The 21,494-nt window shown below is 70.2% G+C and carries 29 protein-coding genes and 1 tRNA gene; 16 read left to right on the top strand and 14 right to left on the bottom strand.

From position 1 onward, the window contains the following. Window positions 1-51 precede the first annotated feature (51 nt). The 4 genes from ACQPZF_RS01560 (at window position 52) to dnaN (ending at window position 4,164) form a co-directional block, all read left to right on the top strand. Window positions 52-303, top strand: coding sequence for a hypothetical protein (locus ACQPZF_RS01560; protein ID WP_015097743.1), 252 nt, complete (start codon window positions 52-54; stop codon window positions 301-303). 198 nt (window positions 304-501) lie between these two features. Next, complete coding sequence (locus tag ACQPZF_RS01555; RefSeq protein ID WP_015097742.1) at window positions 502-1,176, top strand: Crp/Fnr family transcriptional regulator; 675 nt, start codon at window positions 502-504, stop codon at window positions 1,174-1,176. A 548-nt stretch (window positions 1,177-1,724) separates the two neighbouring features. Continuing rightward, window positions 1,725-2,963 (top strand): MFS transporter, encoded by a 1,239-nt coding sequence (locus ACQPZF_RS01550; RefSeq protein ID WP_433267463.1) that lies wholly within the window; start codon window positions 1,725-1,727, stop codon window positions 2,961-2,963. Window positions 2,964-3,063: 100 nt separating this feature from the next. Continuing rightward, window positions 3,064-4,164 carry a DNA polymerase III subunit beta gene (dnaN, locus tag ACQPZF_RS01545; RefSeq protein ID WP_433267461.1) on the top strand — a complete coding sequence of 367 codons (1,101 nt, stop codon included), beginning with the start codon at window positions 3,064-3,066 and terminating at the stop codon, window positions 4,162-4,164. 129 nt (window positions 4,165-4,293) lie between these two features. On the opposite strand, the gene ACQPZF_RS01540 is transcribed toward dnaN, so the two are convergent. After that, window positions 4,294-4,626 (bottom strand): winged helix-turn-helix transcriptional regulator, encoded by a 333-nt coding sequence (locus ACQPZF_RS01540; protein ID WP_433267459.1) that lies wholly within the window; start codon window positions 4,624-4,626, stop codon window positions 4,294-4,296. Window positions 4,627-4,650: 24 nt separating this feature from the next. Between ACQPZF_RS01540 and ACQPZF_RS01535 the strand changes: the two genes are divergently transcribed. Then, window positions 4,651-4,941: a hypothetical protein gene (locus ACQPZF_RS01535; protein WP_433267457.1), complete on the top strand. Its 291-nt coding sequence runs from the start codon at window positions 4,651-4,653 to the stop codon at window positions 4,939-4,941. Here ACQPZF_RS01535 and ACQPZF_RS01530 read toward each other — a convergent pair. Continuing rightward, a complete protein-coding gene (locus ACQPZF_RS01530; RefSeq protein WP_433267455.1) occupies window positions 4,927-5,688 on the bottom strand; it encodes an MBL fold metallo-hydrolase in 762 nt (253 codons plus the stop codon). The genes ACQPZF_RS01535 and ACQPZF_RS01530 overlap by 15 nt on opposite strands. After that, entirely contained in the window at window positions 5,685-6,449 is a 765-nt protein-coding gene (locus tag ACQPZF_RS01525; RefSeq protein WP_433274388.1) for an NUDIX hydrolase, read from the bottom strand. Before ACQPZF_RS01525 ends, ACQPZF_RS01530 begins: the two co-directional genes overlap by 4 nt. A gap of 70 nt (window positions 6,450-6,519) precedes the next feature. Between ACQPZF_RS01525 and ACQPZF_RS01520 the strand changes: the two genes are divergently transcribed. Both ACQPZF_RS01520 and ACQPZF_RS01515 read left to right on the top strand, forming a co-directional pair. Beyond that, entirely contained in the window at window positions 6,520-6,876 is a 357-nt protein-coding gene (locus ACQPZF_RS01520; protein WP_433267453.1) for a hypothetical protein, read from the top strand. Window positions 6,877-6,888: 12 nt separating this feature from the next. Further along, window positions 6,889-7,779: a Gfo/Idh/MocA family protein gene (locus ACQPZF_RS01515; protein WP_433267451.1), complete on the top strand. Its 891-nt coding sequence runs from the start codon at window positions 6,889-6,891 to the stop codon at window positions 7,777-7,779. Window positions 7,780-7,898: 119 nt separating this feature from the next. On the opposite strand, the gene ACQPZF_RS01510 is transcribed toward ACQPZF_RS01515, so the two are convergent. The 6 genes from ACQPZF_RS01510 to ACQPZF_RS01485 form a co-directional block, all read right to left on the bottom strand. Beyond that, complete coding sequence (locus tag ACQPZF_RS01510) at window positions 7,899-9,272, bottom strand: hypothetical protein (protein WP_433267449.1); 1,374 nt, start codon at window positions 9,270-9,272, stop codon at window positions 7,899-7,901. Between the two features lie 38 nt (window positions 9,273-9,310). Beyond that, a complete protein-coding gene (locus ACQPZF_RS01505; protein WP_433267447.1) occupies window positions 9,311-9,913 on the bottom strand; it encodes a hypothetical protein in 603 nt (200 codons plus the stop codon). A gap of 1 nt (window position 9,914) precedes the next feature. After that, window positions 9,915-10,373, bottom strand: a complete 459-nt coding sequence (locus ACQPZF_RS01500) for a RidA family protein (protein WP_433267445.1) — start codon at window positions 10,371-10,373, stop codon at window positions 9,915-9,917. Further along, window positions 10,370-10,525, bottom strand: a complete 156-nt coding sequence (locus ACQPZF_RS01495; protein ID WP_360788697.1) for a hypothetical protein — start codon at window positions 10,523-10,525, stop codon at window positions 10,370-10,372. The genes ACQPZF_RS01500 and ACQPZF_RS01495 overlap by 4 nt, the downstream gene beginning before the upstream one ends. A 138-nt stretch (window positions 10,526-10,663) precedes the next feature. Then, the gene (locus ACQPZF_RS01490; protein WP_433267442.1) at window positions 10,664-10,843 is read right to left on the bottom strand and encodes a DUF397 domain-containing protein; all 180 of its coding nucleotides are present in this window, start codon (window positions 10,841-10,843) and stop codon (window positions 10,664-10,666) included. Continuing rightward, a complete protein-coding gene (locus ACQPZF_RS01485) occupies window positions 10,840-11,700 on the bottom strand; it encodes a helix-turn-helix domain-containing protein (protein WP_433267440.1) in 861 nt (286 codons plus the stop codon). Before ACQPZF_RS01485 ends, ACQPZF_RS01490 begins: the two co-directional genes overlap by 4 nt. Window positions 11,701-11,827: 127 nt before the next feature. Here ACQPZF_RS01485 and ACQPZF_RS01480 point away from each other — a divergent pair, with 127 nt between their 5' ends. The 5 genes from ACQPZF_RS01480 to ACQPZF_RS01460 are packed head-to-tail and all read left to right on the top strand — an operon-like array spanning window position 11,828 to window position 14,743. Continuing rightward, on the top strand, window positions 11,828-12,082 hold the full coding sequence (locus ACQPZF_RS01480; RefSeq protein ID WP_433267438.1) for a hypothetical protein: 255 nt from the start codon (window positions 11,828-11,830) through the stop codon (window positions 12,080-12,082). Further along, window positions 12,079-12,333 (top strand): hypothetical protein, encoded by a 255-nt coding sequence (locus ACQPZF_RS01475; RefSeq protein ID WP_433267436.1) that lies wholly within the window; start codon window positions 12,079-12,081, stop codon window positions 12,331-12,333. The genes ACQPZF_RS01480 and ACQPZF_RS01475 overlap by 4 nt, the downstream gene beginning before the upstream one ends. A gap of 4 nt (window positions 12,334-12,337) precedes the next feature. Next, the gene (locus ACQPZF_RS01470) at window positions 12,338-12,589 is read left to right on the top strand and encodes a hypothetical protein (RefSeq protein WP_433267435.1); all 252 of its coding nucleotides are present in this window, start codon (window positions 12,338-12,340) and stop codon (window positions 12,587-12,589) included. 43 nt (window positions 12,590-12,632) lie between these two features. Further along, the gene (locus ACQPZF_RS01465) at window positions 12,633-13,625 is read left to right on the top strand and encodes an ArsA-related P-loop ATPase (protein WP_433267433.1); all 993 of its coding nucleotides are present in this window, start codon (window positions 12,633-12,635) and stop codon (window positions 13,623-13,625) included. Continuing rightward, a complete protein-coding gene (locus ACQPZF_RS01460) occupies window positions 13,622-14,743 on the top strand; it encodes an ArsA family ATPase (RefSeq protein WP_433267431.1) in 1,122 nt (373 codons plus the stop codon). Before ACQPZF_RS01465 ends, ACQPZF_RS01460 begins: the two co-directional genes overlap by 4 nt. On the opposite strand, the gene ACQPZF_RS01455 is transcribed toward ACQPZF_RS01460, so the two are convergent. After that, a complete protein-coding gene (locus ACQPZF_RS01455) occupies window positions 14,744-15,031 on the bottom strand; it encodes a WhiB family transcriptional regulator (RefSeq protein WP_204842743.1) in 288 nt (95 codons plus the stop codon). Window positions 15,032-15,290: 259 nt separating this feature from the next. On the opposite strand from ACQPZF_RS01455, the gene ACQPZF_RS01450 reads away from it, so the two are divergent. Continuing rightward, window positions 15,291-17,741: a transglycosylase domain-containing protein gene (locus ACQPZF_RS01450; RefSeq protein ID WP_433267428.1), complete on the top strand. Its 2,451-nt coding sequence runs from the start codon at window positions 15,291-15,293 to the stop codon at window positions 17,739-17,741. A 75-nt stretch (window positions 17,742-17,816) separates the two neighbouring features. Here ACQPZF_RS01450 and ACQPZF_RS01445 read toward each other — a convergent pair whose 3' ends face one another. Beyond that, the gene (locus tag ACQPZF_RS01445; RefSeq protein ID WP_433267426.1) at window positions 17,817-18,284 is read right to left on the bottom strand and encodes a GatB/YqeY domain-containing protein; all 468 of its coding nucleotides are present in this window, start codon (window positions 18,282-18,284) and stop codon (window positions 17,817-17,819) included. Window positions 18,285-18,348: 64 nt separating this feature from the next. On the opposite strand from ACQPZF_RS01445, the gene ACQPZF_RS01440 reads away from it, so the two are divergent. Together ACQPZF_RS01440 and ACQPZF_RS01435 are read left to right on the top strand one after the other, a co-directional pair. After that, window positions 18,349-19,308: a metallophosphoesterase gene (locus ACQPZF_RS01440; RefSeq protein WP_433267424.1), complete on the top strand. Its 960-nt coding sequence runs from the start codon at window positions 18,349-18,351 to the stop codon at window positions 19,306-19,308. A 24-nt stretch (window positions 19,309-19,332) separates the two neighbouring features. Then, window positions 19,333-19,406, top strand: a tRNA-Pro gene (locus tag ACQPZF_RS01435). A 69-nt stretch (window positions 19,407-19,475) separates the two neighbouring features. Here ACQPZF_RS01435 and ACQPZF_RS01430 read toward each other — a convergent pair. The 3 genes from ACQPZF_RS01430 to ACQPZF_RS01420 form a co-directional block, all read right to left on the bottom strand. After that, window positions 19,476-19,700: a hypothetical protein gene (locus tag ACQPZF_RS01430; protein ID WP_433267421.1), complete on the bottom strand. Its 225-nt coding sequence runs from the start codon at window positions 19,698-19,700 to the stop codon at window positions 19,476-19,478. A gap of 169 nt (window positions 19,701-19,869) precedes the next feature. Then, complete coding sequence (locus ACQPZF_RS01425; RefSeq protein ID WP_433267418.1) at window positions 19,870-20,280, bottom strand: PASTA domain-containing protein; 411 nt, start codon at window positions 20,278-20,280, stop codon at window positions 19,870-19,872. 79 nt (window positions 20,281-20,359) lie between these two features. Beyond that, window positions 20,360-20,809: a MarR family winged helix-turn-helix transcriptional regulator gene (locus ACQPZF_RS01420; RefSeq protein WP_433267417.1), complete on the bottom strand. Its 450-nt coding sequence runs from the start codon at window positions 20,807-20,809 to the stop codon at window positions 20,360-20,362. Window positions 20,810-21,244: 435 nt separating this feature from the next. Between ACQPZF_RS01420 and ACQPZF_RS01415 the strand changes: the two genes are divergently transcribed. Further along, window positions 21,245-21,466 (top strand): hypothetical protein, encoded by a 222-nt coding sequence (locus tag ACQPZF_RS01415; protein WP_433267415.1) that lies wholly within the window; start codon window positions 21,245-21,247, stop codon window positions 21,464-21,466. Window positions 21,467-21,494: the final 28 nt, after the last annotated feature.

Here is a 21,494-nt window from a genome sequence, read left to right as displayed (position 1 = left end):
TGACCCCCTCGGATGCGCGCCCGCGAGGCATGCGCAAGGATCGGAGCCATCATGACTGCCTGGTTCGTCATCGCCGTTCCGATCGTGATCATGTTCTTCGCGCTCTTCATGGAGCGCGTTGAAGCTCGTCTCCGCCACGTCGCCGTTCAGGAGGACGAGGTCGAGGAGTTCCTGGAGTCGGCGCGCCCCGACGAGGTCAGGGCGCTCTACGGGCACGGCATCGGCCGCGCGCTGGAGCTGTTCCGGCTGCGCAGGCTGGGTGGTCGTGCCAGGAACCTGCGTCAGCGGCGCACCCGCCGCTAGCGGGGCAAGGACCGGCGAGGCCCACGGGGTCACCCCCGGTGGGCCTTATCGGGCTGTCCGGGGCTGGGTCGACGGCGCGCCGAAAGGCAATCCCAGACACAGCGCTTAGACTGCACTCAGTGATCGACGGCAAGGCGCTGATCCGCCAGAAGGCGGAACGCGCTCGACCAGCCGTCGCGTCTCGACAGGAGGGACGAGGTGGACGAGACCCTGGCCCGCGCGGGCATTTTCCAGGGGGTTGAACCGGCGGCAGCGGAGGCACTGGCGCAGACGCTGGAGTCCGTTGAATTCCCGCGTGGCCACGTGATCTTCGCGGAAGGCGAACCGGGCGACCGGCTGTACATCATCCAGTCGGGCAAGGTGAAGATCGGCCGCAAATCGCCGGACGGGCGCGAGAACCTGTTGGGGATCTTCGGGCCCTCCGACATGTTCGGCGAGCTGTCGATCTTCGACCCCGGTCCGCGCACGTCCACCGCGACCACGGTGACCGAGGTGCGCGCGGTGAGCATGGACCGCCCCGCGCTGCGGCAGTGGATCACCAACCGGCCGGAGATCGCGGAGCAGCTACTCCGGGCGCTGGCCCGCAGGCTGCGCCGGACGAACTCCATGCTGGCCGACCTGATCTTCACCGACGTGCCCGGCCGCGTCGCCAAGGCGCTGTTGCAGCTCGCACAGCGCTTCGGCAGCCAGGAGGCCGGCCTCCTGCGGGTCACGCACGACCTGACGCAGGAGGAGATCGCCCAGTTCGTGGGCGCGTCGCGGGAAACGGTGAACAAGGCCCTGGCCGACTTCGCCCACCGAGGCTGGCTACGCCTGGAGGGCAAGAGCGTCCTGATCCTGGACCCAGAACGCCTAGCCCGCAGGGCCCGGTGACATTGCCGCTGCTCCGCAGACGGCGGCTCGGCCGCCTGGGAGTCGGCAGTTCGAGCCTGATTTCCCGACGATCGAAAAGCGTGATCGTCGGGAAATGAGTCTCGACCTACCGACGCGGCCTCGCGTGGCACCCGCCGCGTGAAGCCCATCGGGCGGGCGGGACCTGCTCCAAACCTCCAACAAGACCGGGCGCCGCCCCCGACGCGGCGCACCGGTCTTGTTGTCGCGCAGCCCATCCCCCGACAGACCGCGCCTTCCCACACCTCCGACGCCTGCAGGCCCCGACCCTCTGGCGCCGGAAGGAGGTTTGGCTACCCCGCCTGACCTCGATGGAAACGAGTCGGCGGTGGTACTTCCCACGATCGCACGCCACCTACCCCGCAACTCAAGCCCGTTCACTCTCAAGGACCTTCTGTACAGCGCTTTCGTTGCCTGGTTTCACCCGGTCATCCCATTGTTGTGACCGAATCGCAACACAGCGTCCAGGTGATGGACGGCACCGGTAAAACACTGGTACGCGCGTACCACTGTCCGGCATACTGGTACGCATGTCCCACTCCGCCCGCCTCTCCGACTACCGCGCCGCCCTGACCACCCCCGGCATGCGCGGCCCCGTGGTCGCGTCGCTGCTCGCCCGGCTGCCCATCGCCATGGTCGGCCTGTCGCTGCTGCTCTACGTGCAGCGCGAGACGGGCTCGTTCGCCGCGGCCGGTCTGGTGTCGGCGTCGTCGCTGATCGGTGTCGCGGTGGGCTCGATCGTGCAGGGCAGGCTGATGGACCGCCTCGGCCCGACCCGCCCGCTGCTCGGCGCGGTGTCGCTGTTCGCGGTGTTCGTCACGCTCGCCGTGGTCGCCGTCGAGGCGCAGGCCGCACTGCCGGTGCTGGTCCCGCTGGCGTTCGCGGTGGGTCTCAGCGAGCCGATGGTGGGCTCCGCCTCCCGTGCCCTCTGGTCGCGCATGGTGCCGCCCGGCTCGGTCCGCCTCGCCGGCTACGCCTACGAGGCGATCAGCATGGAGGTCTTCTTCATCCTCGGCCCCGGCCTGGCGGGTCTGCTGGTCGCGGCCCCGTGGGCGGGCACCGGCGTGGTGCTCGGCGCGGGCTCGATGATCGTCGGCGCGCTGTGGTTCGCGCTCAACCGGACGGTCCGGGGCGTGCAGCCGGAGCAGACGCACCGCAGCCTGCTGGGCGCGCTCGCGTCGCCGGGCATGCGCACGGTCGCGCTGGCCGCGCTGGGCTTCGGCGTGACGATCGGCTTCATCGAGGTCGCGGTCCCGGCCGCCGCCGCCGACGCCGGTCACGTCGGCCTGGGCGGGCTGCTGCTGAGCCTGTGGTCGGTCAGCTCGGTGCTGTTCGGCGTGCTGTACGCGATGAAGCCGTTCCCCAAGGCCATGCACCTGCGCCTGCCGGTGCTGCTGGGCGGGTTCGCGCTGCTGTCGCTGCTGCTGGCGATCCCGACGACGCTCATCGGGCTCGGCGCCGCGCTGCTGGTCGTCGGCACGCTGATCACGCCGCAGGCCACCTCGCACTCGGCCGCCATCGAGCAGGTGGCGCCGGCCGGGACGGCGACCGAGGCGTTCGGCTGGGTGATCACCGCGGTGACCGTCGGCTTGGCGCTGGGCCAGTTCTTCAGCGGCCTGCTGGTCGAGCGGCACGGCACGTCGACGGCGTTCGTGGCCGCCGCTGTCGCGGGCCTGGCGATCGCGGCGCTGGTGTGGGTGTTCCGCCGGACGGTCGCGGCCGGCATCCCGCTGCCCAGCCAGGACGAGGTGGCGCTGGTCTCGCGCTGACCGCGCCGCTGACCGGCACGGTCCCGCTGGTCTCGCGCTGACAACGCCCTGACCAGCACAGTCCCCGAAATTGTCGGTGGTCGGGTCTAACGTCCCGCTCATGGACCTGACTGCCACCACCGCCGACCTGGCCGCCGCCGCCACCGAGGTGTCCCGCCTCCTCCCGACCAGGGTGTTCGACCCCGTGCTGGCCGGCCTCGTGCTGCGCGCCGGCGCGGCCGGGGTCGAGCTGGCGGGCAGCGACCGCGAGCACGCCGTGCGGTTAATCCGCCCGGCCACCGTGCACACGGACGGCGAGGTCGTGGTCCCCGCCAAACCTCTGGCCGACACCCTGCGCGGCCTCGACGACCCGCAGGTCCGCCTGGTCGTGGAGGGCTCCCGGCTGGCCGTCCGCACCGGCACGGCCCGGTTCGCCCTGCCCCTGCTCGACCTGGCGTCGCACCCCGGCGTGCCGGAGCTGCCGCCCGCGGTGGGCGCGATACCGTCCGAGGCGCTGGCCGCCGCGCTGACCCCGGTCGCGAGCGCGACGTCGAAGGACGACGCCCTGCCGGTCTTCACCGGCGTCCGGATGCTCGACATCGGCGGCCGTTTGGAGTTGATCGCCACGGACCGCTACCGGATGGCGTACGCGACCGTCCCGTGGTCGCCTGAAGGTTCCCTGAACGTCCTCGCTCCGGCCGCACTAATGGCTGACGTCGCGCGTCTCCCACAGCACACTGTCGTGACCATCCACGCGGACGAAGACCGCGTCGCCCTCTCGTGGCCGGGCGGCAGTGTGAGCACGACCCTCCTGGCCGCTCCGTTTCCCGACGACCGAGCCCGCAAACTGCTGGAGGCAATCATCGACAGCACCGTGGTGGTGGAGGCGGACGCCCTGGCCGGGGCGGTACGCAGAGCGACGCCCTACTCGGGGCCGCACGGCTCCGTGACGCTCCAGATCGAGGACAGCGAGCTGAGGGTGCGCGGCAGCGACCCGCAGACCGGCGAGTCCGAGGAGTCGGTCAAGGCGACCATCGAAGGCAACCGCGTGACCAAGACGTTCCAGGCGAGGTACCTGGCGGACGCGCTGAAGGCGTTCAGCGGACGCCGGGTCGAACTCCGCATCCAGGACGGCCTCCGCTCCACCGTCCTGACCTCGCAGCCCGGTGAAGACGGTATCGAGCTGAAGTACCTCGTGGTACCCCTGCGCACCGTCGCCTGAACCCGCACACCCCTCCGCAGGACGCCCGCACCCTCCGCCCGCTGCCGGGGACGCCAAGCCCGAATCCCACCTGACCGCCGAAACCCGGTCCGAGCCGGACCCGACTCCCACCTCTTCGCCCGGCCCGGCTCAGGCCGAGCCCCACTCCCACATCGCCGCCAGCACCCCGCGCAGCGCCTGCCCACGCGGGGTCAGCGAGTAGCGGACCCGCGAGGGCCACCCCGCCGTCCGCACCCGCTCCACCACCCCGCACGCGACCAGGTGCGCGAGCCGGTCGGCGAGCACCTTGTCCGACAACGCCAACACCCCGGCCAGCTCGCCATAACTCCGCGAGCCGTCCAACAGTTCCCGCACCACCAACGTGGTCCACCGCCCGCGCAACGCGTGCAACGTGATCTCCACCGGACACCCGACATCCGGCCGGTCGACCGCCAGGTAGTCACTCACCGTTTGGTTGGTCACGCAGCACTCTCCTACCGTCGCCCCATGCCCGCCGCATCCCCCGAAGAACTCCCCGTCCTCTTCGCGAAGCTGTTCAACGAAGGCGATCCGGCCGCCCTCTACGAGCCCGGCGCACAACCACCCGCCCTGGCCGGGCACCTCGCGCTGAACGCCACCATGCGGGTCACCCCGCGCAAGATCCTCACCAACGGCGACCTGGCCCTGCTCATCGTCGACTGGCAGCTCGGCGACGAGCGCGGCACCGCCGTCGACGTCGCGCGCAAAGGCCCCGCGGGCTGGCGCTACGTGATCGACAACCCGTCAGGAATCAGCTAGGTACTCCAGTTGCGACCGCACGGACCACTCGGCCGCCTGCCACAGTGACGGGTCCACGTCCGCGTAGACCACCTCCACGACCTGCCGCGCGGTCGGCGAGCCGCCGAGTTCCGCGACCGCCGCCCGCACCTGCGCGAGCCGCAGCTCGCGGTGCGTCAGGTAAGCACGCGCGACAGACCCGATGTCGGGCAACTCCGGCCCGTGCCCCGGCAGCACCGTGGTGCCCGGCGGCAGGTCGGCGAGGATCTTCAACGACTCCAGGTAGTCCCGCAGCTTCCCGTCCAACACGGTGGTGCCGCGCCCGAGCACGGTGTCACCGGTCAGCACCGCGTCCTCCACCAGGAAGCACAGCGAGTCGTCGGTGTGCCCCGGCGTCGCGAGCACCCGGATCTCCAGCCCGCCCGCCTCCACGACGTCCCCGCCGGCCAGCCCTTCCGACCCGAGCTGGAACCTCGGGTCGAACGCCCGCACCGGAGCGCCGACCAGGACGCCGAACTCCGCCGCGCCCTCCGAGTGGTCCGGGTGCCCGTGCGTCAGCAGCACGACGTCCACCGGCCCGAACGCGGCGACCCGCGCCAGGTGCGCGCGATCCAACGGCCCCGGATCGACCACCGCGCAGGACGACGACCCCGGCGCGCGCAGCAGCCAGGTGTTCGTCCCTTCCAACGTCATCACCGAGGGGTTCTCCGCGAGCACCACCGACGCGAACGGCGTGACCTCGCGCAGCTCTCCGTACGCCGGGCTCACGGCACGACCACCCGCACGACGCCGCCCTCGCGCACCACCTTCGGAATGATCTTCGCCACCTCGCGCGACCCCGCCAGCACGTCCGCAACCCCCGAGAACTCGCCCAACTCCGACAACGTGACCCACGTGGGCGGCATCAGCAGCCGCCGCCCCTCCCGCCAATCCTCCAGCGCGCCCGCCGGCGACTGCCACACCGCGTCCGACGCTTCCGTGGTCCACCCGTCGGCCCGCTGACCGCTCGGCAGCACGGCGACGAAGAACCGCGTGTCGTACCGGCGGGGCTCCTCGGCGGGCGTGACCCAGTTGGCCCACGGCCGCAGCAGGTCCGCGCGCAGCACCAGCCCCTCGTCGGCGAGGAACTGCGCCAGCGACACCTCACGCGCGACCAAGGCCTTGCGGGCGTCCGTGTACGGCGAGGTGTCGACCACGACCGAATCGGCGGACGGCCCGGCCAACAACACCCCGGACTCCTCGAACGTCTCCCGCACCGCCGCGCACACCAGCGCCCGCGCCAACTCCGGCGGACACGCGAACCGCTCGGCCCACCACGCCGGCGTCGGCCCGGTCCACGCGACGGACGTGTCGGCGTCACGCGGGTCGACGCCACCGCCGGGGAAGACGGTCATCCCGCCCGCGAACGCCATCCCCAGCACACGTCGTTGGAGGAACACCTCCAGACCCGCGTCCCCGTCACGCACGAGCATGACGGTCGCGGCGTCTCGCGGGGTCACCGGGACCTCGGGTGCCTCATCGGGCACCATGCCCGGCGGCAGTACCAATTCCTCGGGAAGTTCACGCACGATCCCGAGCCTACGACGAGGATCATCCGCCGTGGACACCGCGACAAGAGGCTGCCTCGTCAAAGTGCTGCTGTTCGTCCTGGGCGCGATCGTGGGCATCGGTATGACAACCATCTTCGCGACGATCATCTTCCTGCCGACGAACGAGACGATCAGCGCGGACCCGGGCACCCCCGGCGTCTGGGTGAAGAAGTCGGAGAGCCTGATCGGCGCGCCCGACTACCAGGTGTGGCTGGGCCGGACCGAGGACTACGGGCACGTGGTCGAGATCCCGCCGGGCTGGGACCACACCCCGGAGGTCGTCCGCCGGCCGGACGGCGTGGAACTCGGCTTCGACAACGGCGGGCGAATCTTCGTCCCTGCGGCGGCCTACCTCGGCGGCCGGTGACAGCATGGGATCGTGGACGAACAGCTACGCGTAGGACTCATCGGAGCCGGACCGTGGGCACAACTGGTGCACGCGCCAGGTCTGGCCGACCACCCCGGCACGAGGCTCACGACCATCTGGGCCCGCCGCCCCGAGGCCGCTGCCGAACTGGCCCACCCCTACGGCGCCACCGTCGCCCGCGACCCCGACGAGCTGCTGTCCACTGTGGACGCAGTCGCGTTCGCCGTGCCGCCGGAGGTCCAGGCCGAGATCGCGATCAAGGCCGCGCAGCAGGGCAGGCACCTCATCCTGGAGAAGCCCATCGCGTCCACTGTGGACGACGCGGAACGCCTGGCGGAAGCGGTCGACCGGTCCGGCGTGGCGTCCCTGGTCGTGCTCACCAGGAGGTTCGCCCCCGAAACCGAGGAGCAGTTGGCGCAGCTCCGCCACACCGGCGGCTGGGTCGGCGGCAACGCCCGCTGGCTGACCGGCGCGCTCCTGGGCGGCCCGTTCTCCCACTCGCCCTGGCGCCACGACCGCGGTCCACTGGACGACGTCGGCCCGCACGCGTTCGACCTGCTCGACGCGGCGCTCGGCCGGATCACCGACGTGCTCGCCGCCCACCGCTCGGAAACCGGGCTGTGGCAACTGGTGTTCGCCCATGAAGGCGGCGCGACCAGCAGCGCGTCGATGACCATGAACGTGCCGCTGAACCCCGGCATCGCCGAGGTGAGCGTCTACGGCGAACACGGCTACCGCGCCCTGGCCGACCGCGACACGTCCGCGCAGCAGTGCTACACGAACCTGTTGGACGACTTCGTGGCCATGGTCGACAGCGGCACCACAACCCACCGGTGCGACGTCCACCGCGGCCTGCACCTGCAACGCGTCATCGACCAGGCCCGCCGCAAAGCCGAATCCTGAGGCGCGTCGCCATCCCCGCCGCCGTGTGACGAACAACACACCGCGAACAGCCCACTGGACGCCCGCTTTCCCGCGGGTGTCCAGTGGGTTCGCCGATCATTGAAGCCGAGACGGAGCGCTCAGCCGGGGTACTTGCCGTTGTTCGGCTTGGGCACGCCGTTCACGAACTCGGGACCGCCGGGCCAGGACTGCTGTTCCCGCTGCGCCAGTTCCTCGTGCAACTGCTGCAACAGGGCCCGCTCGCGGTCGCTGAGCTTCGCGTCCACGGTCGGCGGGAGCTGCACCGCGGCCGGAGCCTGGCCTTCCGCCAACGCGGCCTGCAACGCGGCCAGGTCGTCCGGACCCAGCTCGGTCGTCACCTCGGACCGGGACAGCGGCTCCTCGACCGGGGACGGAGGCGTGCCGTTCCGGACGTGGGGCGAGTCGTCCCGCTGCGCCTCGTCCAGCGAGTGGTGCGAGTCGTTCCGCGACGAGTCGTCACCCGAACGGTGGGAATCATCAGCCGAACGGTGGAACTTGTCGCGGGACCGCTGCGGGCCCTCGGGGCGCGCGTGATCGTCGGCTCGCGGCGCGTCCTCGGCACGCGAATGGTGGCTGTCCTCGCGGTGGGTGTCCTCGCGGGGGAAGTCCTCGCGGGCGAAGTCATCGGACAGCGGCCCGACGCCCGACGTGTCGGGTTCCTCCGCCACGGACTCCCGGACCGGCAGGCGCTTCACCGGCTTCGGTGGGAAGGGCTGCGCCCCCTCGAACGGGTCGACGCGCGCACGACGGGACTTGGAGCCGGCTTCGGGTTCCAACGGCACCGGTTCCGGCTCGACCACCGGTGCCTCGTCCCGGACCTCGCCGTCGAACCAGGCCCCGGCGTCCGGTGGGCCGTCCGGCGCCGACACCGTCTGGAAGAACACTTCACGGGCCGTCGTCACCGCCGCCGCGTGGTACTCGCCCAACGGCGTCCCGACGGTCAGCACCTCGACCGCCGCGCGGATACCTGCCTTCCGCAGCACGGTGTCCACCCGGTAGGCGGTCGCGGGCGCGAAGCCGGCCGGACCGATGTCCACCAGGACCACCCGCTGCGGCAACGGACCGGGCGTCGCGCCGGCCGGGCTGGAGCGCCAGGTCGCGCGCACCGAACGCACGTCCGGCAGCACGGAGGCCGTCCTGCCCAGCACCTCGGCCAGCCCGTCGGCCGGGTCGGACTCGACGGTGAACCGGTGGCGCGGCACCGGAACCTGTTCGACGGCAAACAGTCTGTCTGCCAACGATCGGTCGGACCGCACTTCGCCCAGCAGCCAGCCGATCTCCCGGCGCTCGTCCACCGACACGGGGATGCGCCCGGCCAGCAGGCAGCCCACCAGCAGCTCGACCGCGCGGTCGAGTTCGGCGACCGCCAGCAGCTCCCGGGCCTGGGTCAGCGCGTCGTCGTCGACCCGTCCGGCCAACGCCAACAGGAGGTCGTGTAAACGGACGGGAAGCCCCACTCCGTCGTTCGTCACGCCTGCTCTCCTTCCGGCCCGCGCGGCAGCGACGAGCTCTAGACGGGCACCAGGTGCCCGTCGGCCTCGGCGCCGGTGCACACCAGCTCCGATGCCGCCAACGCCGCCCGGTGGTAGGGCGGCAGGTCCAGTCCGGCGGGCAGGACCTCCACGCACGGGTCGTGCTCGCCGAGCGCCCGCAGCACCCGCTGGAGTTCGCCTGCCAGCCGGGCGTGCCCGGACGTGGCCGCGACCAGGATGACCTTCCTGGCCTCGCCCTCGCCGTGCCGCCACGTGGACCGGACTTCGCCGACCCCGAGGCGACCGCGCAGGGTCGCGCCGAGCACTACGGTCGCGGAATCTCCCATCGACACCCGTTCGGGTGATTCCGGGGTGAATGTGTAACCGGGATCGGGCTCCTCGTCCAGTCCCTTGACAGAACTGATGGCGGAAAGATCCGCACCGTGGGGCATCAGACCGTCTGCGAGCAGACGTTGCTCGTGATAGGTCAACCCGATCCGGTCGTGCAGCAAGGTACGGGGCAGCGCCCGCGCGAGCACCACGATCCCGTCCGTGGCGGCCCAGTCGCGGAACCGCCACAGCACGTCGTCCGGCAGCCGGCCGGCCAACCGCAGCAACAGCTCATGCAGGGTGTCGGACATCTCACTCCCCGATTTCGACGATCAGGTCCACCTCGACCGGCGCGCCCAGCGGCAACTCGGCCACGCCGACCGCCGCCCGCGCGTGCCTGCCCGCGTCACCGAAGACCTCGCCCAGCAGCTCGGAAGCGCCGTTGACCACGGCCGGCTGCCCGGTGAACCCCTCGGCGGACGCCACGTAGCCGGTCAGCTTCACGACCCGGACGATCGCGTCGACGCCCACCAGGTCGTGGATCGCGGCCAGCGCGTTGAGCGCGCAGGTCCGGGCGTGCGCCTGGGCCTCCTCGGGGCTGACGTCGCCGCCGACCTTGCCGGTGGCCGCGAGCGAGCCCGAGACGAACGGCAGTTGCCCGGACGTGTACACCAGGTTCCCGGCCCGCACGGCGGGCACGTAGGCCGCGACGGGCGCGGCGACCGGCGGCAGTTCCACGCCGAGTTCGGCCAGGCGGGACGTCCAGCTCATGCCTTGGGCCGCTTCAGGTAGGCGACGTGCTGCTCACCGCTCGGGTTCGGCAGGACGGTGACCAGCTCCCAGCCGTCCTCGCCCCATTGGTCCAGGATCGCCTTGGTGGCGTGGATCAACAGCGGGACGGTGGAGTACTCCCACTTCTGCATGCGGGGCAGCCTAGCCGCACTCCGCGCGGCGGCACCCGCGGATCGGCTTCAGCGCCCGCCGCGAGTTCCCCGGGCACCGGAAGAGGGGACGCCCCGGGCGGGACGCCCCCTCGTCGCCGACCAGCCGGATCGGCCTGTTCAGCGAGCGGACTTCACGTCGGCCACGAAGGCGCGGAACGCCCGCGCCTTGAAGACCAACGTCCCGCCGTCGCGGTTCTTGGTGTCCCGCACGCCGGTCACCGCGTCCGTCACGGCCAACTCGACGCACTGCGCCGCGGTCGAACTCCGGCTGCTCTTCCGCCATGTCTGTTCGATCATGAGTCTCCTAGTGTGTCCCGGACCGCCCTGATGAACTCGACGGACTGGTCGGGAGCGAGCGCGATTGCGACCGCGTCCCGCCAGATCCCGTCCAGCGGTTCCACTTCGTGCTGCTCCTCCAGCATCGCAAGACCCGAGATTTCCTCGGTATAGGCCGCACAGGGGGCATCCGCTTCCGGGAAGTCCAGCAGGACCAACGCGCTCAGCAGCGGTCCGTAGGCGCCGACGCCGAACGGCAGCACCTGGATCGTCACGTTGGGCAGCGCGGCGGCCTTCACCAGGTGGTCCAACTGCTCACGCATGACCTGTGGACCGCCGACGATCCGACGCAGTGCCGCCTCGTCGATCAGCGCGTGGAGCGCGAACGGCGACTCGCGGGTCAGCAACTGTTGGCGGGTCAACCGTTCGGCCGCAGCCGTTTCGTCCCAGGTGTCGCCGATGATCAACCGGTGGGAGGCGTAAGCGAGCGCCTCGGCGTAGGCAGCGGTCTGGAGCAGGCCGTGGATGTAGGTGGTATCGAGAGAGCGCTCTCCGTAGGCCTCCAGCTCGTCCATCCGGAACCGCCGGTACTTGATCGGCAACGCCATGGCGTGCTCGACCAGCGCGTTGTCGACGTCCGCGACTTCCCACATCTGGAGCAGGAAGGTCTTCAGCTCGGGCGGCGCTCCCAGCTCGTCCAGGATCACCGACACGGACGGCCAGCGGGCGAGGTGCGTGCCCTGGAGCAGCCGGGTGACCGTCGGCCGGGACACCCGCGTGCGGCGGGCGATCTCCTCGGCGGTGAGCCCGGACTTGTCCTGGAGCTGCTTGATGAAGCGGGCCAGCCTGCGCTTGCCCCGAGTAGTGCCATCCGCCATTCAGCTCAACCTTCTCACTCTGCGTCATATTCCATTGCGGGACATCACCCGACTGAACATCGAGGACGTGAACAGTGCAGATGTTAGGGTCCTCACAGCATCGGGGCAATCCGGGGACGGGGCGGGGATGGATCGCGACGAGTTGGAGATGGCGGCGGGCGCCGGGCGAGCGCTCGACGAGTGCAAGCGATTCATCGCGCGGGTGCTGGACGAGTCCGGCGGGCGGAGCACCACGGACTACACCGAGCCGATCGAGCAGTGGGCCCGCGAGCTGGGCATCGTGCTCCTCGACGTCGGCTGGCAGGCCTTGGGCTGGGCCGAGGCAAGGGGATACGTGGTGGTCGAGGGCCACGTCGAAACCAGGGAGGACGAGGACGGATGACCGGCATCGACGTGGCGCGGTTGGCGCCCCAACTGTTTGCCGTCGTACAGACGGACGACGAGGACGACTGGGTCGCGGCCTGGGGCATGGCCTTCGAGGACCACGCCGAAGTGGCCTCCACGACCGGCGACCTGAGGATGCTCACCGCGAGCCCGGAGAGCGCGTTGCGGTACTTCGAAGAGGGCGACGACGTCCGCACCAGCCTGGTGTGGGTGGACCCTGCCCAACCACGCGGTTCGACGCTACTTTGATCACGTGGAAACGTGGCGGATCGTCGCGGCGGGCTCGTTCATCCTGGGCGGGCTCATCATGGTGCTCGTCGGCATGGCGCAGGCACGTGACCGCAAGCACGCCCGCCAGGCCGACGTCTGGCGGGCCGCCCTGGTCGGACTGGCCGTCGTGGGCGTCGTGGCGGTGCTCATCGCGTACTTGCTGCCGCCGGTGGCGGCTTGGGGCATCGTCGCCGCGACCGCTATCGCGGTGGTCTTCGTCACGATGATGGACTGACCGTGTTCGGCGGGTCTCAGCCACTCGCGCATAGGCTGACCTGGTGAACGGCTGGACCGACGAACTGTCCCGCGCCCGGCTGCACGTGGTCACCGGCAAGGGCGGCACCGGCAAGACGACCGTGGCCGCCGCGCTGGCCCTCGCACTGGCGACCGGCGGGCGGCGGGTGCTGCTGGTCGAGGTGGAGAACCGGCAGGGCATCGCGCAGCTCTTCGACCGCGCGCCGCTGCCGTACTCGGAGGAGCGCATCGCGTCAGCGCCCGGCGGCGGCGAGGTGCGGGCGCTGGCCGTGGACCCGGAGGCGGCGCTCCTGGAGTACCTGGACATGTTCTACAACCTGGGTTTCGCCGGGCGGACCCTGCGCCGGATGGGTGCGATCGAGTTCGCCACCACGCTCGCGCCGGGTCTGCGGGACGTGCTGCTCACCGGCAAGGTCAAGGAGTGCGTCCGGCGCGCGGGCAAGACCGGTCGGCACGAGTACGACGCCGTGGTGCTGGACGCCCCGCCGACCGGGCGCGTGGTGCGGTTCCTGGACGTGACCCGCGCGATGGCGGACCTGGCGAAGGTCGGGCCGATCAAGGGCCAGAGCGACGGCGTGGTCAAGCTCCTGCACTCCGGCGACACCGCCGTGCACCTGGTGGCGCTGCTGGAGGAGATGCCGGTGCGCGAGACGCTGGACGCGGTCGCCGAGCTGGACGCCGCCGACCTGCGGCCGGGCGCGGTGTTCGTCAACCGGGTCAACCCGCTCCGGCTGCCCGCGCGGTCGCTCGGGCCCGCCGCGTCCGGGCGGGTGGACGCCGCGCGGCTGCGCGTCGGGCTGGAGGCCGCCGGTCTGGACGTGGACGACGAGGTGCTGGCCGGGTTGGTCGACCAGGCCGTGGAGCACGCGGCCCGGGTGCGGATGGAGGAGCAGGCCAAGGGTCTGCTCGCGGAGGCCGACCTGCCGACCGTGGAGCTGCCCGAGCTGACCGACGGGGTGGACGTGGCCGCGTTGTACGAGCTGGCCGAGGTGCTGGTCGGGCGAGGTGTGCGATGAACCGTCTGGACATAGATCATCTGCTCGACAACCCTGAGACGCGGGTGTTGGTCTGCTGCGGCTCGGGCGGCGTGGGCAAGACGACGACGGCCGCCGCGCTGGCCGTGCGGGCCGCCGAGCGGGGCCGCCGGGCGGTCGTGCTGACCATCGACCCGGCGCGCCGGCTGGCGCAGTCGCTCGGCCTGCGCGAGCTGGACAACCACCCGCGCCAGGTGACGGTCGACGGCTTCGAGCCCGAGGGCGAGCTGCACGCGATGATGCTGGACATGCGTCGCACGTTCGACGACATGGTGTGGCAGCACGCGGGGCGGGACCGGGCCGAGCAGATCCTCCAGAACCCCTTCTACCAGACGATTTCCACGTCGTTCTCCGGCACGCAGGAGTACATGGCGATGGAGAAGCTGGGGCAGCTCGTCGCGCAGGGCGAGTGGGACCTGATCGTGGTGGACACGCCGCCGAGTCGCAGCGCGCTGGACTTCCTGGACGCGCCGCAGCGGCTGTCGACCGTGCTGGACGGCAAGCTGATCCGGATGCTGTCCGCGCCCGCGCGGGCCGGCGGGCGGGGCCTCCGCAAGATCGTCGGCGCGGGCTTCGGGCTGTTCACCAAGGCCGTGTCGACCATCGTGGGCGGTCAGCTCCTGCAGGACGCGTCCACGTTCGTACAGGCGTTCGACAGCATGTTCGGCGGCTTCCGCCAGCGCGCCCAGGCGACGTACGAGCTGCTGCGGTCACCCGGAACGGGGTTCCTGGTGATCGCGGCGGCCGAGCCGGACGCGCTGCGCGAAGCCAGTTACTTCGTAGACCGTCTGTCGGCAGAACGTATGCCGATCAATGGTTTGGTCGCCAATCGTACGCACCCGGTGCTGGCCTCCCTGCCCGCACCGGGCGCGCTCGCGGCAGCGGACCGGTTGGAGCGCTCGGGGGACGCTCCGTTGGCCGCGGCAGTGCTCCGGGTGCACGCGGACCGCGTAGCCGTCGCCGATCGGGAAAAGCGACTGCTCGCACGGTTCACCCGCGCACATCCCGGTGTGCCCCTCGTCGGGGTGCCCGCGCTCCCGACCGACGTGCACGACCTGGACGGTCTGCACGAGATCGGCCGGCGACTCGCGGGCGAGTGACTACCCGACCTTCTCCTCGTGGTGCTCCTGACGCGCGGTGTCCAGGAGCTCGTGCCAGGACGTGACGTCCGGGCGGCGCCGCAGCAGTGCCCGGCGCTCCCGTTCCGTCATCCCGCCCCAGACCCCGAACTCGATCCGGTTGTCCAGTGCCTCGGCAAGGCACTCGGTGCGCACCGGGCAACCCAGGCACACCACCTTGGCCTTGCGCTGCTCCGCACCGCGGACGAAGAGCTGGTCCGGCTCCTCATCACGGCACGAGGCCTTGATCCGCCAATCCCCCTGCTGCATAACCCCCACCTCGGTTCACACAGTGCCCAGACTCTTTTAAATCCGCCACACCCCTGCCGCGGATGCCGTAGGCTCCCCACATCGAGTGGTCGTGCCGTCGGCTGCTGTCTTGGACAGTGACGGACTGTAGAGCCTTCTGGTTCCACGTCCAACCCTGGGTTGCCCACCTGTTACCTGTCTTGAGTACGAGTACTCATCCTGAGTAATGAAGGTTGCGCGATGCCGATCACCCGATCAGGTGCCGCGTACGCTGACCTGCATGCGAGCCAGGAACGGCGTGCTGAAACTGCTCGGCCTGTGTCTGCTAGCCGGCGTGTTGCTGGCAGGCATGATGTTCCCTGTGATCGGTTCGCTGGGGTTGGTGTCGAACAGAGCCAGCGACACGGTCGACAGCATCTCGGCGGATCTGGTGACCACCGACCCCCCGTTGATCTCCACGATCACGGACAAGGACGGCACGCCGATCGCCTACCTGTACGACCAGTACCGGGTGCTCGTCCCGCCGGAGAAGATCTCCCCGACGATGAAGGCGGCGCTCGTCTCCGTCGAAGATCGGCGCTTCTACGAACACGAGGGCGTCGACTGGCGGAGCACGATCCGCGCGGGGCTGACCAACCAGTTCAGCGGCGCGGTGACGCAGGGTGCCTCCACGCTCACCCAGCAATACGTGAAGAACTATCTCGTCCACGTCGTGGCGCGGAACAACCAGGCCGAGCAGCAGAAAGCGCAAGAGCAGACAATCGCTCGAAAAGCCCGTGAAGCGCGCATCTCCTTGCAACTCGAACGCAAGCTGGGCAAGGAGGAAATCCTCGCCCGCTACCTCAACGTGGTGCCGTTCGGCTCGACGATCTACGGCATCGCGGCGGCGTCCCAGGCGTACTTCAACACCACGCCGGACGCGTTGACCGTGCCGCAGGCGGCGATGCTCGCCGGGATGGTCAACAGCCCGTCGGCGCTCAACCCGGAGGCGTTCCCGGAGAAGGCCCTGGAGCGGCGCAACCAGGTGATCGACAAGATGGTGGAGAACGACAAGCTGTCGCGCGACGCCGCCGAGGCCGCGAAGAAGGAGCCGCTGGGCTTGGCGAACCCGGTCCGCACGCCACCGAACGGCTGCATCGGCGCGGGACCGGAGAACGGCTTCTTCTGCTCGTACGTCGTGACCTACTTGGAGCGCAACGGTTTCAGCCTGGAGCAGATCAAGAACGGCGGCTACACGATCCAGACCACGTTGGACCGCACCATCACCCGGCAGGCCAAGGAAGCGGCCGAGGCGGAGGTCGCGAAGACCACCGACGGGATCGCGAACACGATGGCGATCGTCCGGCCCGGCAAGGAGAAGCACGAGGTCGTGGCGCTGGTCGCGAACCGCGACTACGGCCTGAAGGCGGACGAGTTCCAGACCACGTACGACCTCCCTTCGGGTGTGGAGAACAAGTTCGGCGCGGGCAGCGTCTACAAGGTGTTCACGGCGGCGGCGGCGCTGGAGAAGGGCATGGGCATCGACAACACGATGTCCACGCCGAACTCCCACGTGTCACGGGTGTTCAAGGGCGGCGCCGCGCGGTGCCCGTCGACCGGCGAACCCGGCACCCATTGGTACTGCTTGGGAAACGCGACCTCCAACTACCCGTCGCAGATGTCGTTGCAGACCGCGTTGCAGACGTCGCCCAACACCGGCTTCGTGATCCTCGAAGAGCAGCTCGGCATGGACCCGGTGGTGGACATGGCTTCCCGCCTGGGGATGCGCGAGACGATGGCGACGAACATCGCCGGCATCCGCCCGGACTCGAAGGCCAAGGAGAAGGCGCTGCGCATGTCGCAGACCGAGTACTACAAGGCCAACGGCGGCAACGCGTCCTTCACCCTGAGCCCCGCGCCGGTCAGCACCCTGGAACTGGCGAACGTGGCGGCGACCATCATCAGCGGTGGCGTGTGGTGCCCGCCGTCCCCGATCGCGAAGGTGTTGGACCGCAACGGGAAGCCCGTGCCGGTGAACGAGGCGCCGTGCGAGCAGGTGGTCGCCGAGGGGTTGGCGAACGGCCTGGCGGTCGGCCTGAGCAAGGACGACCAGGGCCAGGGCACGGCAGCGGCGGCGGCGCGCGACGCCCACTGGGCGAGGCCGATGATCGGCAAGACGGGCACCACCGAGGAGTACAAGTCGGCCGCGTTCATCGGCGCGACGATGGACTTCGCGGCGTCCGTCCAGACGTTCAACGACGGCACCACTCCCCGCGGCATCTGCGTCAAGAGCGGGCCGCCCAGGCTCTGCGGCGAAGGCGACATCTACGGCGGCACCGTGCCGGCGAAAACGTGGTTCGGCACCATGGTGAAGGTCCACGAGGGTCTGCCGAACCGCGACCTGCCGGGGGTGGAGGAGCGTTATCGCAAGGGGGGCAAGGAGATCCAGATCCCCGAGGTGGTCGGCAAGAACATCAACGACGCCACCAGGATCCTGGAGGAAGCCGGTTACAAGGTGACCACCTCGAACCGGAACTCCGAGCAGCCCAAGGGAACCGTGGTCAGCCAGACGCCACGGGGCAGCGCGCTGCGCGGCACCGTCGTGACCCTGCTCGTCTCGACCGGCTACGTGCCGCCGCCACAGCCGACCGACACGACGACACCGGCTCAGCCGCCGGGCGAACCGCCACCGGGCACCGGACACCCGACCGAACCGCCGCAGATCACGCTGCCCACCGAACCCACCCGCTGACAGCCGGCTCACGGCACCCGGGGAGGTGCGGAGCCGGCGAGCGCCGACCGGTCCGCGGCACCGGTCGGCGCCGGCTCAAGCCAGCTTCGCCTTCACGGCCGCCGCCACCCGGCCACCCTCGGCGCGGCCCGCGACCTTGGCGTTGACCAGCTTCATGACCTGGCCCATCTGCCGCTGGCCGGGCTGCTCGCCGAGCTGCCCGGCGACCTCGGCGACGGCCGCGTCCACCAGCGCGCCCAGCTCGGCGTCGTCAAGCTGCTTGGGCAGGTACGCCTCCAGCACCTTCGACTCGGCCTGCTCCAGCTCGGCCTGCTCGGCACGCCCCGCGCCCGCGAAGGCCTCCGACGCCTCCCGGCGCTTCTTCACCTCGCGGGTGATGACCTTCAGCACCTCGTCGTCGGCGAGTTCGCGCGCGGTCTTGCCGGAGACCTCCTCGGTGGTGATCGCGGCCAGCGTCATGCGCAGCGCGCCCGCCCGGACCGTCTCCCGGTTCTTGATCGCCGCCGTCAGATCCGCCTGCAACCGCGCCTTCAGCTCCGCCATGTGGGCAAACGTTACCGGGCACCGCGCTGCGCCCCGAACCGGTCAACCCCCTACCCTCGGGTGTGTGAACACGTTCGGCCGCACCCTGCTCGCCACGACCGCCCTCGGCACCGCCGCACTCGCCTACGCGGCGGGCATCGAGCGCAGGCACTGGACGCTGCGCCAGGCGACCGTGCCGGTGCTCGCGCCCGGCTCCGCGCCGTTGCGCGTGCTGCACATCTCGGACCTGCACATGCTGCCCGGCCAGAAGTCCAAGCAGCGGTGGGTGGCGGCGCTCGACGAACTCGAACCGGACCTAGTCGTGAACACCGGCGACAACCTGGCGCACAAGCAGGCCGTGCCCGCCGTGGTCCGGGCACTGGGGCCGCTGCTGAACCGTCCCGGCGTGTTCGTGTTCGGCAGCAACGACTACTACGCGCCCCGCCCGAAGAACCCGGCGCGATACCTGCTGCCGTCGGCGAAGACCAAGCGCATCCACGGCATCACGCTGCCGTGGCGGGACCTGCGCGCGGCGATGATCGAGCGCGGCTGGCTCGACCTGACCCACGTGCGCGAGACCTTCACCGTCTCCGGCCAGACGATCTTCGCAGCCGGCTTGGACGACCCCCACCTGAAACGCGACCGCTACCAGGACATCGCCGGCGAGGTGCCGCCCGCCGCCCTGCGCCTGGGCGTCACGCACTCCCCGGAACCACGCGTCCTGGACCCGTTCGCCGCGGACGGCTACGACCTGGTCCTGGCCGGCCACACGCACGGCGGCCAACTGCGCGTGCCGGGCTACGGGGCCCTCGTGACCAACTGCGAACTGGACCGCTCACGGGCCCGCGGCGTGTCCCGGTGGGGCGCGCACATGTGGCTGAACGTCTCGGCCGGCCTCGGCACGTCGCCCTACGCCCCGGTCCGCTTCGCGTGCCCACCCGAGGCAAGCCTGCTGACCCTCGTACCCCGTCCGGTCGACGCAGGTCAGAGCGGGTCGGGGGCGGAAACGGATACCCGGTTCGGAGTGGGCGGGAACGTCAGGTAGAGTTCTCCTCGTTCGATCCCAAGCCGGGGTGTGGCGCAGTTTGGTAGCGCGCTTCGTTCGGGACGAAGAGGTCGCAGGTTCAAATCCTGTCACCCCGACGCAGCTCAGGGCCCCACAGAGACTTCCTCTGTGGGGCCCTGAGTCGTCTGTCCGTCAACGGTCTTTGGTCAGCCGTTCGCCGGCGTGTTCTGGCGCAGCTCGGCCAGTGCGCGGTGCAGTTGGTCGACCTCGAACCAGTCGAGCGAGGCGGACTCGCCGGGTGGGGTGCGGAAGCTCAGGCCCGACGCGGTTGCGGACACGGCGAGTTCGCGGCGCCTGCCGAGGGCGTCGGTGCACTCGATGGTCACCTCTTGGCGGGCGATGGTCGTGGTGTTGTCGGCGTGGTCCTTCATGGGTCGAACCTCCAGCGTCCGGACGGGTTCCCATCAGCCGATCATGCCGACGGGACCAACGGCGACCGAGGTCCGACCTGCGGTCATGGCACAGCGGCGCTGCCGAGGAGTCCTCGTCCGGCGCCTACTCCATCCATCGCCGCCGGGGGTTCTTCCGTTTCCGACACTGTCATTCGCCGGTTTTCTTGGCGGACAACAGGATCTCGGTGGTGCAGTCGACCACGTCGCCGGCCCGCACGCTCTGCGCGGTGGTGGTCCAGTTGCGGTCCGCCACCAGTAGGCGGCCCTGGCCGGTCGCGTCTTCTTCGCGCAGTCGGTAGAGGCCGGCGGCTTGCATGGTGTCCTGCGCGGTCTGGTGGACCATGCCCACCACGTCCGGGACGGTGCACGTTTTCGCTGTCGCGGCTGGGGGCGTCGTGGTCTGTGGCGGGGCGGCGGGCGGCGTAGTCGGCGGCGGGGTCTGTGGCGGGGTGATCGGCGGGGTGGTGACGCCGGTCGGGGGCTGCGCGTCGGGGGTGGTGGTGCAGGCGGCGAGAACGGCCAAGGCGGGCAGGACGGCGACTAGGCGGGTCAGTCTCACGGGGGCCTCTCGGTCGCGGCTCGGGTCTGGGTTCGTCGTCCCACTGTGGCCCGGCCGTCCGGCCGCCGGCGGCATCCGATCAGTCGATTTCGAGGATCTTCACGAGGAGTTGGGTGAACTGGTCGCGTTCGGCCTGCGTCAGGGGCGCGAACACGTCGTTGAGGAACTTGGGCACGCTGCCCTGGGCGCGGAAGAGCGCCGACTCGCCTGCCTCTGTGAGGCTGATCCGGTACGCGCGGCGGTCCTCGGGGTTGCGTTCGCGGCTGACGTAGCGCGCCTTCTGCAGCTCTTCGGCGATGCCGACCATGACGCTGCGATCGATGCGGAGTTCTTCGCTGAGCGTCTGCTGGGAGCACGGGCCCACGACCGCGAGCATCCTGAGGACCAGGTGGTGGCCCACGCCCAACCTGTTCGCCCGCGCCTGGAGTTCCGCCGCGCGGGCGAACAGCGCGGCCGTGCGGCACACGGCGATGTCCGGGCGTTCCATCACCAAGCGGTGGAAGAAGGGCTCTCGGGTCTTCGCGGGCATGCGGTGCTCCTCGCCTGTAGGGGTGGCGGACCTTAGCAGAACCATCTGTCACCCAATCGTTTGACTACAGAACGTCTTGACAATGCGTTCCGCAATCATTTGATGACAGACCGTTTGCTCACATAGAGCTTCGACCTGCTGTATCCGCACTACGAGGCCGCGCCGGAACGGTCGGTAACCGAATCGGTCAAGGACACATTCGCCGGTCCGTCGCTCGCAGCTAACACCAGCGCACTAGGTCGCACGATGGAGTGAACTTTCGGTCGAGTAGTCGAGTCATGACATAGCGTGTTACGAGTACGAGCGAATGTCACGTTGTGTTACACCGATTGAGTGAAGGTTGACCATTCAACTCACGGAACGTAACGAGAGGCGAGACCCACGCGAAAGCGAGACAACGTCGGTCAAGACGCTTCCAGCCAGGGAGAGCCAGTCATGAGCATCATCTCCGCGATCAAGCCCACCTCCGGGAGTTGGATCCGCCTCGTCGTCTGGACCCAGGTCGTGCTCGGACCAGCCGGCCTTGTCGCCTTCCTCGTCTCCCCCACCGCGGGCGTCGTGACAGGAGTGGCCCTGGCGCTGGTCGGGCTCGCCGCCAACGCGCTCGCCAAGGCATCGCGGAAGATGGACCGGATCTTCGCCGAAGAACTCGACTAGTCGACTCGGCCACCCACAAGATCGGGAA

This window comes from Actinosynnema sp. CS-041913, assembly GCF_050942485.1.
Taxonomy (GTDB): domain Bacteria; phylum Actinomycetota; class Actinomycetes; order Mycobacteriales; family Pseudonocardiaceae; genus Actinosynnema.
The sequence above is the reverse complement of the archived record's forward strand: the minus strand, read 5'-3'. Positions and strand labels throughout refer to the sequence as shown.

What these genes read in the sequence shown, in the direction of transcription:
- ACQPZF_RS01455 (WP_204842743.1), bottom strand. Translation starts at nt 15,031, where the DNA reads ATGCAGCAGGGGGATTGGCGGATCAAGGCCTCGTGCCGTGATGAGGAG.
- ACQPZF_RS01535 (WP_433267457.1), top strand. Translation starts at nt 4,651, where the DNA reads ATGCCCGCCGCATCCCCCGAAGAACTCCCCGTCCTCTTCGCGAAGCTG.
- ACQPZF_RS01460 (WP_433267431.1), top strand. Translation starts at nt 13,622, where the DNA reads ATGAACCGTCTGGACATAGATCATCTGCTCGACAACCCTGAGACGCGG.
- ACQPZF_RS01500 (WP_433267445.1), bottom strand. Translation starts at nt 10,373, where the DNA reads ATGAGCTGGACGTCCCGCCTGGCCGAACTCGGCGTGGAACTGCCGCCG.
- ACQPZF_RS01480 (WP_433267438.1), top strand. Translation starts at nt 11,828, where the DNA reads ATGGATCGCGACGAGTTGGAGATGGCGGCGGGCGCCGGGCGAGCGCTC.
- ACQPZF_RS01550 (WP_433267463.1), top strand. Translation starts at nt 1,725, where the DNA reads ATGTCCCACTCCGCCCGCCTCTCCGACTACCGCGCCGCCCTGACCACC.
- ACQPZF_RS01445 (WP_433267426.1), bottom strand. Translation starts at nt 18,284, where the DNA reads ATGGCGGAGCTGAAGGCGCGGTTGCAGGCGGATCTGACGGCGGCGATC.
- ACQPZF_RS01490 (WP_433267442.1), bottom strand. Translation starts at nt 10,843, where the DNA reads ATGATCGAACAGACATGGCGGAAGAGCAGCCGGAGTTCGACCGCGGCG.
- ACQPZF_RS01415 (WP_433267415.1), top strand. Translation starts at nt 21,245, where the DNA reads ATGAGCATCATCTCCGCGATCAAGCCCACCTCCGGGAGTTGGATCCGC.
- ACQPZF_RS01430 (WP_433267421.1), bottom strand. Translation starts at nt 19,700, where the DNA reads ATGAAGGACCACGCCGACAACACCACGACCATCGCCCGCCAAGAGGTG.
- ACQPZF_RS01420 (WP_433267417.1), bottom strand. Translation starts at nt 20,809, where the DNA reads ATGCCCGCGAAGACCCGAGAGCCCTTCTTCCACCGCTTGGTGATGGAA.
- ACQPZF_RS01485 (WP_433267440.1), bottom strand. Translation starts at nt 11,700, where the DNA reads ATGGCGGATGGCACTACTCGGGGCAAGCGCAGGCTGGCCCGCTTCATC.
- ACQPZF_RS01495 (WP_360788697.1), bottom strand. Translation starts at nt 10,525, where the DNA reads ATGCAGAAGTGGGAGTACTCCACCGTCCCGCTGTTGATCCACGCCACC.
- ACQPZF_RS01505 (WP_433267447.1), bottom strand. Translation starts at nt 9,913, where the DNA reads ATGTCCGACACCCTGCATGAGCTGTTGCTGCGGTTGGCCGGCCGGCTG.
- ACQPZF_RS01560 (WP_015097743.1), top strand. Translation starts at nt 52, where the DNA reads ATGACTGCCTGGTTCGTCATCGCCGTTCCGATCGTGATCATGTTCTTC.
- ACQPZF_RS01525 (WP_433274388.1), bottom strand. Translation starts at nt 6,449, where the DNA reads ATGGTGCCCGATGAGGCACCCGAGGTCCCGGTGACCCCGCGAGACGCC.
- dnaN (WP_433267461.1), top strand. Translation starts at nt 3,064, where the DNA reads ATGGACCTGACTGCCACCACCGCCGACCTGGCCGCCGCCGCCACCGAG.
- ACQPZF_RS01450 (WP_433267428.1), top strand. Translation starts at nt 15,291, where the DNA reads ATGCGAGCCAGGAACGGCGTGCTGAAACTGCTCGGCCTGTGTCTGCTA.
- ACQPZF_RS01475 (WP_433267436.1), top strand. Translation starts at nt 12,079, where the DNA reads ATGACCGGCATCGACGTGGCGCGGTTGGCGCCCCAACTGTTTGCCGTC.